The sequence below is a fragment of the Erwinia sp. V90_4 genome (assembly GCF_029967685.1).
GTDB classification, from domain to species: Bacteria; Pseudomonadota; Gammaproteobacteria; order Enterobacterales; family Enterobacteriaceae; genus Erwinia; species Erwinia aphidicola.
The window spans coordinates 1-12242 of record NZ_JASCAQ010000034.1 but is presented as its reverse complement, the minus strand read 5'-3'; the positions used below and the strand labels follow the sequence as shown (position 1 = coordinate 12242).

At 53.6% G+C, this 12242-nt stretch carries 15 protein-coding genes; 6 read left to right on the top strand and 9 right to left on the bottom strand.

The annotated features are described in order from the left end of the window. Positions 1 to 76: 76 nt before the first annotated feature. On the top strand, positions 77 to 994 hold the full coding sequence (gene punR, locus QLG07_RS03720; RefSeq protein WP_048916163.1) for a DNA-binding transcriptional activator PunR: 918 nt from the start codon (positions 77 to 79) through the stop codon (positions 992 to 994). A gap of 24 nt (positions 995 to 1018) precedes the next feature. Here punR and purR read toward each other — a convergent pair whose 3' ends face one another. Then, positions 1019 to 2044, bottom strand: a complete 1026-nt coding sequence (gene purR, locus QLG07_RS03715) for an HTH-type transcriptional repressor PurR (RefSeq protein WP_282468515.1) — start codon at positions 2042 to 2044, stop codon at positions 1019 to 1021. A gap of 294 nt (positions 2045 to 2338) precedes the next feature. Here purR and QLG07_RS03710 point away from each other — a divergent pair, with 294 nt between their 5' ends. Continuing rightward, positions 2339 to 2428 carry a YnhF family membrane protein gene (locus tag QLG07_RS03710; RefSeq protein WP_099754901.1) on the top strand — a complete coding sequence of 30 codons (90 nt, stop codon included), beginning with the start codon at positions 2339 to 2341 and terminating at the stop codon, positions 2426 to 2428. Positions 2429 to 2470: 42 nt separating this feature from the next. On the opposite strand, the gene QLG07_RS03705 is transcribed toward QLG07_RS03710, so the two are convergent. Beyond that, positions 2471 to 3319 (bottom strand): NlpC/P60 family protein, encoded by an 849-nt coding sequence (locus tag QLG07_RS03705; RefSeq protein ID WP_282468514.1) that lies wholly within the window; start codon positions 3317 to 3319, stop codon positions 2471 to 2473. A 370-nt stretch (positions 3320 to 3689) separates the two neighbouring features. On the opposite strand from QLG07_RS03705, the gene QLG07_RS03700 reads away from it, so the two are divergent. Beyond that, positions 3690 to 4028, top strand: a complete 339-nt coding sequence (locus tag QLG07_RS03700) for a Grx4 family monothiol glutaredoxin (RefSeq protein WP_048916159.1) — start codon at positions 3690 to 3692, stop codon at positions 4026 to 4028. A gap of 80 nt (positions 4029 to 4108) precedes the next feature. Here the strand turns inward: QLG07_RS03700 and rnt are convergent, their stop codons facing one another. From rnt to QLG07_RS03670, 6 genes are all read right to left on the bottom strand, one after another. Continuing rightward, the gene (gene rnt / locus QLG07_RS03695) at positions 4109 to 4768 is read right to left on the bottom strand and encodes a ribonuclease T (protein WP_048916158.1); all 660 of its coding nucleotides are present in this window, start codon (positions 4766 to 4768) and stop codon (positions 4109 to 4111) included. Between the two features lie 104 nt (positions 4769 to 4872). Beyond that, positions 4873 to 5280 carry a lactoylglutathione lyase gene (gloA, locus tag QLG07_RS03690; protein WP_048916160.1) on the bottom strand — a complete coding sequence of 136 codons (408 nt, stop codon included), beginning with the start codon at positions 5278 to 5280 and terminating at the stop codon, positions 4873 to 4875. A 78-nt stretch (positions 5281 to 5358) separates the two neighbouring features. After that, the gene (locus QLG07_RS03685) at positions 5359 to 6459 is read right to left on the bottom strand and encodes an alkene reductase (RefSeq protein ID WP_099754902.1); all 1101 of its coding nucleotides are present in this window, start codon (positions 6457 to 6459) and stop codon (positions 5359 to 5361) included. A 44-nt stretch (positions 6460 to 6503) separates the two neighbouring features. After that, entirely contained in the window at positions 6504 to 7094 is a 591-nt protein-coding gene (locus QLG07_RS03680; RefSeq protein ID WP_048916156.1) for a TetR/AcrR family transcriptional regulator, read from the bottom strand. Positions 7095 to 7133: 39 nt separating this feature from the next. Further along, entirely contained in the window at positions 7134 to 8774 is a 1641-nt protein-coding gene (gene eptA, locus QLG07_RS03675; RefSeq protein ID WP_282468513.1) for a phosphoethanolamine transferase EptA, read from the bottom strand. A gap of 108 nt (positions 8775 to 8882) precedes the next feature. Beyond that, a complete protein-coding gene (locus QLG07_RS03670; RefSeq protein ID WP_282468512.1) occupies positions 8883 to 9527 on the bottom strand; it encodes an NAD(P)-dependent oxidoreductase in 645 nt (214 codons plus the stop codon). Between the two features lie 101 nt (positions 9528 to 9628). On the opposite strand from QLG07_RS03670, the gene QLG07_RS03665 reads away from it, so the two are divergent. The 3 genes from QLG07_RS03665 (at position 9629) to QLG07_RS03655 (ending at position 11804) form a co-directional block, all read left to right on the top strand. Further along, positions 9629 to 10543, top strand: a complete 915-nt coding sequence (locus QLG07_RS03665; protein ID WP_166643176.1) for a LysR substrate-binding domain-containing protein — start codon at positions 9629 to 9631, stop codon at positions 10541 to 10543. A 42-nt stretch (positions 10544 to 10585) separates the two neighbouring features. Beyond that, on the top strand, positions 10586 to 10825 hold the full coding sequence (locus QLG07_RS03660) for a DUF1289 domain-containing protein (RefSeq protein ID WP_048916150.1): 240 nt from the start codon (positions 10586 to 10588) through the stop codon (positions 10823 to 10825). 82 nt (positions 10826 to 10907) lie between these two features. Beyond that, entirely contained in the window at positions 10908 to 11804 is an 897-nt protein-coding gene (locus QLG07_RS03655; RefSeq protein WP_282468511.1) for an aldo/keto reductase family oxidoreductase, read from the top strand. A 4-nt stretch (positions 11805 to 11808) separates the two neighbouring features. Here QLG07_RS03655 and QLG07_RS03650 read toward each other — a convergent pair. Then, positions 11809 to 12242, bottom strand: a 434-nt coding sequence (locus QLG07_RS03650) for a hypothetical protein (RefSeq protein WP_282468510.1), incomplete at its 5' end; no start/stop codon positions are given.

The window sequence follows — 12242 nt, the reverse complement described above, 5'->3', positions numbered from 1 at the left end:
AGTGTAATAGAGTGCCGACTGGCTTGTGAAACGCTAATATTCGTCAGTCGCGTTGAAAAAAATTGAAGGCAAAGCTATGTGGTCTGAACATTCTCTGGAAGTTATTGATGCGGTTGCCAGAACCGGCAGTTTTACCGCTGCTGCGGCAGAACTGCATCGCGTGCCCTCTGCCGTCAGCTATACCGTACGTCAGATGGAGGAGTGGCTAGCCGTTAGCCTGTTTGAGCGGCGGCACCGCGACGTAGTGCTGACCGAAGCCGGGCGTGTATTCAGCGAAGAGGGCAGAGTTGTCATCAAAAAAATGCTCGCCACGCGTCGGCGCTGTCAACAGGTGGCTAACGGCTGGCGTGGGCAGATTAATATCGCGGTCGATCGTATTGTCCGTCCGGCGCGTACCCGGCAGCTGGTGGTGGATTTTTACCGCCACTTCCCGGATATGGAGCTGCATATTACGCCAGAGGTTTTCAACGGCGTTTGGGATGCGCTGGCGGACGGGCGCGTCGACGTGGCGATTGGCGCGACGCAGGCTATTCCTGTCGGCGGGCGATTTGCTTTTCGCGATATGGGAAGTTTGAACTGGCGCTGTGTCGTGCTGGCCGGGCATCCGCTGCTTGGCCACAGCAGCCCGTTGAATGAAGAGTTGATACGCGAGTGGCCATCGCTGGTGCTGGAGGATACCTCCAGAGCCTTGCCAAAGCGCACCACCTGGACGCTAAATAACCAGCGGCGGCTGGTGGTGCCGGACTGGGATAGCGCGTTTGACTGCCTGCGCGCCGGATTATGCGTGGGTATGGTACCAGGGCACTTTGCTCAGCCGTGGCTGGAGCAGGGGGTGTTGTGCGAGCTGCCGCTTGCCGCCCCTTTTCCCGATAGCCCGTGCTGCCTGAGTTGGTCAGAGCAGAGCGTCTCCCCGGCGTTAAGCTGGCTGCTGGAACATCTGGGCAGTACCGAAACGCTTAACGCCGAGTGGCTAAGTGAAACCGTACCAGGGTGACGTTGCGCAACATCACCCTGAGGATTAACGACGGTAATCGCGGAATGGGCCATCGGCCACTGAACGGCGCTCAATCAGCGAAGGGTGCACCTCAATGGTCTGAGGCTCTTCACGCTTGCTGGTAATTCTGTCGAGCAGCATATCAAAGGCAGTTTCACCCAGACGCTCTTTTGGCTGGTGGACGGTGGTGAGCGCCGGCGTGAAGTAGCGCGCGTTGCGCACGTTGTCATAACCGATCACCGAAATATCCTGCGGCACACGCAGGCCCATCTCATCAGCGGCACAGATAGCCCCCATTGCCATGATATCGCCACCGCAGAAGATCGCCGTCGGGCGCTGCTTCTGTGACAAAATCTGCTGCATGGCGCGGTAGCCGGATTCCGGTTCGAAGTCACCCTGCACCAGCCACTCATCGCGCAGGCTGATGCCGGCTTCGTTAAGAGCCTTGATAAAGCCAGCATGGCGGCCGCCGCCGGTGTTGCGCTCCAGCTGCCCCGGGATCGCGCCAATATCACGATGCCCACGTTCAATCAGATAGCGCCCGGCAAGGTAGCCACCTTCGAAAGCGTTATCCAGTACGGTATCAGTGAAGTCGCCGCGCGATTCACCCCAGTCCATCACCACCATGGGGATATTACGATTGTCTTCCAGCATGGAAATCAGCTCATCGGGGTATTCTGAGCACATCACCAACAGGCCATCAACGCGCTTTTGCGCCATCATCGACAGATAAGCCTGCTGCTTCTGGATGTCGTTGTGCGCATTGCCGAGGATCAGCGTATAACCTTTAGCAAAGCAACGGTTTTCAATGGCTTCGATAATCTCGGCAAAATAGGGGGCTTCGCTGGACGTTGCCAGCAGGCCAATAGTTTTGGTGTGGTTAACCTTCAGACTACGTGCAACGGCGCTGGGAGAATAGTGCAATTCTTTGATTGCCGACCATACCGCTTCACGCGTCTCTTCAGCTACAAAGCGCGTTTTATTGATTACATGGGAAACGGTGGTGGTGGAAACACCGGCGCGCTTTGCCACATCCTTAATTGTTGCCATTAAACTCGTACTCCTGGCGTTATCGTAACACTCTGATAACTAATTGGTTAAACGTTTGCCTAAACACCGCCATTTCTGGCCGCCCAGAATAATGATGGATGCTGTCTCAAAGGGTCAGGATGGGGGTAAATCGTCCGTAGAGTGACATGCGGTGCTGAGTAAAATCATTTCCGTGCTTGTTGCGCAACGGAAAAGAGGAATTCTAGCAAGGCTGCGCAAAGAAAACGAGATTTTTACGGGCTACTGTGGGAAAATCTATTGGCTTACTTTAAACAGGGTTATTAAGGGGGGGAAATGAATACCGATATGAAAATGACACTGCTGACGGTTGTGGGTTCACTGCTGATGATTATTGCGTTTAGCATCACGGCGGTAATGCACTAAGTTTTACCGGGAGGAGGTCGCTCCTCCCGTTCTCTTTAGCGTTTAACGAATGGTTTTCGGTGTCATCATGCGCCGGGCACCAATGTAGTGCTCCTGCCAGTAGTCTTCCGTCAGCGCGCTCACCTGGATATCTTTGCCGGTGCGTGGTGACTGGATAAATTTCCCACCGCCCAGATAGACGCCCACATGGTCGGCAGTGCCGCGACCATTAATGCGGAAAAATACCAAATCGCCTTTTTCCAACTCATCGCGTTTGATCGAGGCCGCGTCACGCAGGTGATACATTTCATTCGCGGTACGTGGGATCTTGAATTTCACTAAATCTTTATAGGCATACCAAACCAGCCCACTGCAGTCGAAGCCGGTTTTTGGCGAGGTTCCGCCCCACTGGTAGGGTTTCCCTAGCTGACCCATCAGTTTATTCATCGCTGTCTCACGAGCTTTCTGATAGCGCGCGCGGTGAGCTTTACTCAGCTTGAGCGGCGCATCGGTACTCTCTGCTACGCGCGATTCGAGTTTTTTATCTGCACGCTGGCGACCGTAGCGTTTTTTACCTTCGTTCTTAGCCAGCTTTTTAGCCGTGGTTTTGGTTTTTGCGACGTTAATCTTTTTTACCGGCTCAGCAGCGGGTTTCTTTTTCAGCTTAAGTTTCTGCGCACCGGTTGTACGCGTGGTTTTGGCTGGTTGTTTGCTCTTTTTGCTGAGGGGTTCTTTGACTTTTTTGGTTGAGGCGGCTTTGACCGGGCGGCGTTTACGCCGGTCATCCTTACTGGCAGCGCTGCTATCAACTTTATGTTGATTTGCATTAATAGGAGCATGTGGCGATGCGTGCGCCAGGTTAAAAAATAGCTGAGCAAAGGCCAGCAGAATGAGTGTGATGAGTGAACGCATTGTTCTCATTAACAGTTTGTGCGCTGCAAAACACTGCAACACAGCCATAAAAAGTGATTTCTGCGCTAAAGCAGAAGGTTGACCCGATTCTAATCTAACTTCTTAACAAAAGGTAAGGTCTTTTTTGTTTCAATAATACAGATCAAGTAAACGCTTTGAAATTGAGCACAATCAGGTGGTTAAGTCAGCGGTTACTGCACTTTCGCGCATGACAGAGGGAGAATTGATGATAAGAAAATGTTATTTTGTCACCATCACCTGTTCCACGACAGCACACAAGCTGACGCTGTTGCTGAAAATGTCATTTTCATCGCCTGGACAGAATCGCTACAATAACTAAACACGAAGTATCGTATTGAGGAAGGCATTTATGAGTACTGTTGAAAAAATTCAGCGCCAGATCGCAGAAAACCCGATCCTGCTGTATATGAAAGGCTCCCCGAAACTGCCAAGCTGCGGCTTCTCCGCGCAGGCTGTTCAGGCGCTTTCAGCCTGCGGCGAGCGTTTCGCCTATGTTGATATTCTGCTGAACCCGGACATCCGTGCTGAAATGCCGAAGTATGCCAACTGGCCGACCTTCCCACAGCTGTGGGTTGACGGTGAACTGGTCGGCGGCTGCGATATCATCATTGAAATGTACCAGCGCGGCGAACTGCAGAGTCTGATTAAAGAAACTGCGGCAAAGTATCCGAGCGAAGCGTCTGAATAAGCGTTAAAGCTTGAGAGTGCACCCAAAATAAAAACCGGAGCCAAATGGCTCCGGTTTTTTTTATCTTTCAATCAGCGCGTTTAAGCCTGCTGTTGATCATCGGCGCTGGCGGGCAACGGCCAGCCGCCCAGACGTTTCCAGCGATTAACCAGTTCACAGAACAGATCCGCGGTCTGCAGCGTGTCATACAGTGCGGAGTGTGCCTGGGTATTATCAAAAGCGATGCCGGCAGTGGTGCAGGCTTTAGCCAGAACGGTTTGCCCCAGCACCAGACCACTCAATGCCGCCGTATCAAAGGTGACAAACGGATGGAAAGGGTTGCGCTTCAGGCTGGCGCGCTCGGCGGCGGCGTTCATAAAGTTCAGGTCGAAAGTTGCGTTGTGTGCCACCATGATCGCCCGGTTACAGCCCTGATCCTTCACGCCTTTACGCACCAGTTTGAAAATAGCATGCAGCGCTTCGTACTCGCTCACTGCGCCGCGCAAAGGGTTGTTCGGGTCGATGCCGTTGAACGCCAGCGCTTCGGGTTGCAGAACTGAGCCGACAAAGGGTTCGACATGGAAGTGCAGCGTCTCATCTTTTTCCAGCCAGCCATTGTCGTCCATCTTAAGCGTGACCGCAGCGATTTCCAGTAAAGCGTTAGTTTTGGCATCAAAACCGGCGGTTTCAACGTCAATCACCACTGGATAAAAACCGCGAAAACGGCTGCTCAGGGTGTTCAGTTCATTCGATTCAGACATCGGCATCTCATAGGCGGAAAAAAGGCAGCGCACATTATGGCAAATTTCACTGCAGGATGCAGCAAACAGGAAGGGAGAGGGTGCCAAAAAGGCACCCTAAACAATTAATTGCCCAGACCGTGACCAGCATGTTTGTTTTCGATCAGTTCGATTTTATAACCGTCCGGATCTTCAACAAAAGCAATAATGGTACTGCCGCCTTTTACCGGGCCGGCTTCACGGGTGACATTGCCACCATCATTACGAATGCGGTCGCAGGTGGCGGCACAATCGTCCACGCCCAGTGCGATATGACCATAAGCATTGCCGAGGTCATACTTATCTACGCCCCAGTTATAGGTCAGCTCGATAACGGCACCTTCACTCTCTTCGGTATAGCCGACAAACGCGAGGGTGTACTTATATTCGGTGTTTTCACTGGTGCGCAGCAGCTTCATGCCCAGCACCTTAGTGTAAAAATCAACGGAGCGTTGCAGATCGCCAACGCGCAGCATGGTGTGAAGTAAACGCATAACATCCTCATTTATCGGCGCCATCGGTGGATGACGTAAAAAATCCAGTATAGCGGTTATAGCAACCGCTGCGAACCCTTAGCCCAGAACCGGGTAATCGGTATAGCCTTTTGCGCCACCACCGTAGAAGGTTTCCGGCTGTGGTTCATTCAGTTCAGCGTTCTTTTTCAGGCGCTCGACCAGGTCCGGGTTGGCAATGTAGCTGCGGCCAAAAGCAACGGCGTCGATCAGGCCCTGTTCAATCAGCGTTTCCGCTTTTTCTGCGGTGTAACCACCGGCTCCGACAATCACGCCAGGGTAAACGGCACGGATAGCCTTACGGAAGCTCTCGCTGTATGGCTTCCCGCCCGCCCAGTCTGGTTCAGAAATATGCAGATAAGCAAGTTGGCGTTTTGCCAGCTCAGCAATGTAATACAGTGCGGCTTCTTCCTGATCTTCACCATTGTCCAGGCCATTAAACGGGCCCAGAGGTGAAATACGGATAGCGATGCGGTCTGCGCTCCAGGCGGCGATCGCGGCATCAACCACTTCCAGCGCGAAACGCGTGCGATTTTCGATGCTGCCGCCATACTGGTCGTCACGCTGGTTTGAGGCAGGGGACAGGAACTGATGGATCAGGTAACCGTGAGCGCTGTGCAGCTCAACCAGGTCAAAATCGGCTTCGCGAGCGTTGCTGACTGCCTGACGGAAATCATTGACCACACCGGCCACTTCTTCGGTTGTCAGGGCGCGTGGCGTCGAGGTGGCTTCGCGCACGGCGTTACCCGCGTCATCACGCAGTGAAGTGCGCGTTTCAGCATTAATGGCGGAAGCCGATACCGGCGCCGCGCCCTCAGGCTGCACGCTGGTGTGCGAGATACGTCCGGTGTGCCAGAGCTGAACGGCACTGTGACCGCCATCCTGATGAATACCTTCATTGATGGCTTTCCACATGCCGATCTGTTCAGCCGAATGTAAGCCTGGCGCACCGGCATAGCCTTTCGCCTGCGCACTGATCTGTGTGGCTTCGGTAATAATTAATCCTGCGCTGGCGCGCTGACGGTAATATTCGCCCATCAGCGGAGTCGGGATATCACCGGGTTCAATACTGCGCAGACGCGTCAGCGGTGCCATAAAAATGCGGTTCGGCACGGTGATTGCGCCGGTTTTGAGAGGGGTGAACAGTTTTTTTAGTTCCATAACTTACTCCTGGTAGACCGGTCGACTAGAAAAGGTGGTTTTTTTTACGCTTCGCGTAGAATGCGTGTCATTTCCTGCCATGCGTTGAGCAACGGCGCATTGTCACGGCAGATTTTACTTTGCAGGCTGGCTCCCAGCCACAAAGTGTATAACGTTACTGCGCACTGGGAGCAGTTGATTTCGGCTGACAGCGTACCCTGCTGCTGCGCTTTCATCAGCGCCTTGACCAGCGTGGCCATCAATGCTTCAGACCCGGCATGCAGCGCGCTGCGCATCGCTTCAGAGAGATCGCAGACTTCGGCCGACAGCTTAACCGACAGACACCCGGCGAAGCTGCTCTCCTGACAGAACGAAAGCGACTGCTGATAGTAATCCAGTACGCGCTGACGATAGCTTATCTGATGATCATTAAGATAATCAGACAGGCGCTGATGATAGCGGGCGAAGTAACGCTCAAGCATCGCCACGCCGAACGCTTCCTTAGAAGGAAAATAGTGATAGAACGACCCTTTAGGCACTTCTGCCTGTTTCAGCAGCGCGATCAGGCCCATACCGTTGAAGCCGCACTGCAGGCAGAGCTGTTCGCCGGTATTGAGCAGATGCTCTCTTGTGTCAAAGCGGGTCGTTTTATTCATCGCAGCAGGGTACTAGACCGAACGGTCGCATTCAACCCTTTATGCCCCTTGCCGGCACGAACGGATCATGTCCAGCTTCGGCTGATACTCTTTAGTTTCTATGTTAAGCATCCCCAGCAGGGTATGAAAAATATTGTCCTGCGAGACATCATCCTGCTCAGCCTGCTGTTGCAGACACTGCTGATTAATGCCAAACGTGCTGGCATAGTCCGGCGACATCCACAGCAGCAAGGGAATATGCGTTTGCTGACTGGGCGCAAAGAGATACGGCGCGCCGTGCAGATACATGCCACGTTCGCCAAGTGATTCACCATGATCGGAAAGATAGACCATCGCCACGTTGAATTTATCGCTGTATGACTTTAGCAGGCTAATGGTGCTGTCCAGCATCGAGTCGGTATAGAGGATCGAGTTGTCATAGGTGTTGACCAGTGCCTGATGGTCGCAATCCTGAATCTGATTGCTGTCGCAGGTTGGCGTGAACTGGCGCATTTCAGCGGGATAACGCAGATAGTACGCCGGGCCGTGGCTGCCCATCTGATGCAGGACAATTACTGCGTCATCCTTCACGCTGTCAATGTAGTTATTCAGTCGGTGCAGCAGAACGTCATCAAGGCAGTAATCGCTTTTACACAGTGCGGTGACGTTCCATTTGGTCATATCGGTATGCGGTACGCGATTGCAGGCGCCTTTGCAGCCGCCATCATTTTCACGCCACATTACGGTAACGCCCGCATGGGCCATCACATCGAGCAGGCCTTCCTGATGGCGGGCGAGGCTGGCATCATAATTTTCACGCGGCATATTAGAAAACATGCAGGGTACAGAGATGGCAGTTTCCGTGCCGCACGAGGTGGCATGCTGATAATAGATGACATTATCACGCTTGAGTTTTGGATTCGTCTCGCGGGCATAGCCGCCAAGTGAGAAGTTTTCTGCCCGCGCAGTTTCACCCAGCACGAAGATAACCAGGGTCTTTTTCTTTGCCCCGAGAATAACCGGACCTTTTTTGGCATCCTCGCCAATTTTGACCAGCGTCTGGTCGCCAGCAAACCAGCGATTATCCACATAGTGGCCGATGCCGCTGACCACATTCGCCGGGGTGACCATTTTTACCAGCCCTTTATTATTGCGGATCATTGAGGCGTAGTCTTTATAGAAGAGCGCCGCGGCCAACAGTATTAGCACCACGGCAGCAAGAGAGGTCACGGCGCGCCATGCAATGGCCATCCACCACGGACGATTGTTCTCAATTTTTGTCAGGCAGAGCAGGGCAACAGGTAAAGCGCCAAGCAGCAGCATCCACACCAAATAGCGCAGGTTGAACAGTGCGGTCGCTTCCTGCACATCCGTTTCAAATACGTTCTGGATCATATTGGTATCGATCACGGTACCGAAACTGTAGATAAAATAGTTGGCCGCTGCGCCCGCCAGAATCAGCACAGCCAGTAGCGGTTTACGCAGCCACGGTAGAGCCAGCACGCTAAAAATCAGGGTGAACGCGCAGAACAGCACCAGTGGGATAGAGGCGGCAAACAGGTAGTCAGGAAAATGGAGGTAAGGGATGGTTTCCCAGGCCCGGACAATAAAGACACTGTTTAAAACCAGGGTAAAGAAAAGCGCAGCGATAAGATTAAACGTAATTTCGTTACAACGTAACTTAGTAAACAAGGGTTTCATGGCATTCCAAATGCAGAATAATCTTAGCGTATCATAGCCATAAAACCTTAGGTAAACCTTAACCTTTTAACCATCGTGTGATTAGCCCACCGCAGCGGGCTGGGTAAATTAGTAAGCAACGGTAAATTGCTGGCGTATATGCTGTGGCTTTTCGATCTCATCAAGGATTGCCACCGCCAGGTCGGCGACGCTGATTGAAGCGGGCTTATCACCATTCATCAGTAGCGAGGTGTTGCCAACCCGGAATTGTGCGGTACGCGGCCCGGGTTCAAGAAATGCCGCAGGCGAGAGATAGGTCCAGTCCAGCTGGCCCTCTTCTGCCTGTAGCTGATTACGTAATGCCCGCGCTCCCAGCGCTCCGGGCTTGATATTCGCCGGGAATGCCTCAGTATCGACCAGTTCAACCCCCGGAGCGACCTCAAGACTGCCCGCACCGCCAACCACCAGCAAACGCTGCACGCCACTGCTTTTCACCGCTGTCAGAATCTGATTGCTGCCGCGCGTGAATTTTTCAAACAGGTCGCTCTCTGCCCAGCCGGGATTATAGGCGCTGATAACCGCATCCTGACCGTTAAGTACGCCGCTCAACCACTCGCTGTCGTGGATATCACCCAGTGCCTGAGTCAGATGGCTATCCACAGGCAAATTTTTGCCGGAGCGGGAAACGGCAACCACCTGGTGGCCGCGTGCCAGTGCTTCTTTAACGATGTCCGGCCCGACAAAACCGCTTGCGCCAATGATGGTAATTTTCATAGCAATGCTCCTCTGTAAGTGTGTATTGCACTCTACAGCTTAACAAGCAGAGCGATAAGTGGCATATTTATGCTTTAGTAATGAAGTAATACTTACTAATCATGGAAAAACTCAATCGCATGGCGGTGTTTGCCACCGTGGTCAGGGAAGGTTCTCTTGCGGCGGCAGCACGCTGCCTGGCTATGTCACCCTCTGCAGTCAGTCAGCATTTGCGCGCGCTTGAGCAGGCGGTCGGCGTGCCGTTGCTGCACCGTTCGACCCGTAAGCTGACGCTATCCGAGGCCGGTGCAGCATTCTATCCGGGCTGTGAGGCGATGCTTAAAAATGCCCAGGAGGCGGAGCAAAGGCTGGCTGAGATGCGTGATACCTTGACCGGGGAGCTGCGCATCAGTTCTACGCCGGGGATCGGTGGCCAGCCACTGTGCAGTGCGCTATCACCGTTACTGCAGCAGCATCCCGGCCTTCGCCTGCGTATTATTGCCACCGATAACGTGCTGGATATGATTGAACATCGCATTGATATTGCGCTGCGTTTTAGCCGCCAGTTGAGCGATGCCAACATCATAGCTCACCCGCTGGCTGAGTGGCCGATGGTGATCTGTGCGGCACCGGCTTACCTTACCCGTTATGGCGTACCGGAGACGCCGCAGGCACTGTCAGCGCATCGCTGGATCCACGGACACCGCTCTCATCGCCACATCGACTTCCATCATCCGCGTGAAGGCGAGCTGACCCTGCGCCTTGCCGAAGGGCAGGTGGTTAGCGACAGTATGCACGTGATGCGCGCTTTTACCGTGGCGGGAATGGGGCTATCGCTTCAGCCGCTGCAGGAAATTCAGGAAGAGCTGCGTAGTGGTCAACTTATGCTACTGCTACCGGAGTGGCGTGCGGCGCCGCTAAAATTAACGGCGCTGACGCTCGAACGGGTTTTACCGGAAAAAAGCCGCCAGGCAATACGCGCATTGCGCGATTATTTCAGTAAAAACCACCGCGTCACGCTTGCAGACATCGACTGAGCCGTCTTCAATAAATATCAGGTAGAGCAATCAGGAGTTAGGGTGGCTGAACAACTTGAGTTTTTCCCGGTACCCAGTCCCTGCCGCGGGATCTGCCAGGCGGACGATCGCGGATACTGCCGGGGCTGTCTGCGCAGCCGCGACGAGCGGTTTAACTGGATGAAATTCAGTGATGCGCAAAAGCGCGAGGTACTACGCCTGTGTCGCCAGCGCTTTCTGCGGCTGCAGAGGGTGGGCGCGGCAGCTGCACCTGACGAACCGGAACAGCCAACGCTGTTTTGACGGTAAGCTTGACGGCAACGTGCTTCCGGTGCGGAGTGATGGTGTATCATGCGTTTAGTCATTTCGCTAACGGAGAGTACAGATGTTACAACGCGTGCAGATCGCCCCACAGGGCCCGGTTTTTTCCCGCATGGTGATGGGCTACTGGCGGCTGATGGAGTGGGAAATGACCTCGCAGCAGCTGGTCAGTTTTATCGAACAGCACCTTGAGTGCGGCATAACTACTGTCGATCATGCCGATATCTATGGCGGCTATCTGTGTGAAGCTGAATTCGGTAAAGCGCTACGTTTGCAGCCTCAGCTGCGCGAGCGTCTGGAGCTGGTGACCAAATGCGGTATTGCCACTACGGCGAACCCAGACCACAAGCTTGGCCACTACATCACCGATGCTGCGCATATTATTCAGAGCGCCGACAACTCCCTGCGTCACTTTAATACTGATTATCTCGATTTGTTGTTGATCCACCGCCCCGATCCGCTGATGGATGCGGACGAGGTGGCCAGTGCCTTCCTGCAGTTGCATCAAAGCGGCAAGGTTAAGCACTTTGGCGTCTCTAACTTTACTCCCACGCAGTTTTCCCTGCTGCAGTCGCGACTACCGTTTACGCTGGTCACCAATCAGGTGGAGATTTCCCCGGTTTATCAGCCCCTTCTGTTGGACGGTACTCTCGACCAGTGTCAGCAGCTGCGCATTAAACCCATGGCGTGGTCATGCCTGGCGGGTGGTAAAATGTTTACCGGCGCGGAATATCAGCCGTTGCGCGATGAGCTCAAACTCATTCAGCAGGAAACCGGAGCCGAAACGATCGAGCAGCTGATTTATGCGTGGATACTGCAACTTCCTTCGCAACCATTACCGATTATCGGCAGTGGGAAAATTGAGCGCGTGCGCAGTTCAGCTGCTTCAGCACAGATAACGCTGAACCGCCAGCAGTGGTTCCGCATCCGCAAAGCTGCACTGGGATACGACGTACCTTAAACTCTTATATCCAGTGAAATGCCTTCGCCAGCAGGCCTGTCATGCCAATGGCGAGGGTAATTAACGCTCCGAACAGCAGCCTGAAATCGGCACGCGCATCGTTTCTTAGGATGCCGATTTCTGCTTTAAGTTCGGTGCGCATACTGCGCATTTCACAACGCACCAGGCGAAACTCTTCCTGAGTTTCCGCACGCAGTTCTTCCAGCTCCTGGCGTTTAGCCAGCCCCGAAATGTCTTTCACCAGCCCCAACTGGCCCTGCTGCAGCGCGCGAATATCGAGTTTCATTTCCTGCTGCGACTGCTTCATTTCCTGCTGTGAAACATCCATCTTCTGAAATGAGATTTTCAGCTCCTGCACCGAAAAATCAGTCGCCTGCTGCGCTTGTTTCAGCTCGTGCAGTGAAGACGCCATCACCTGTTGCGTTTGCTTCACGTCCT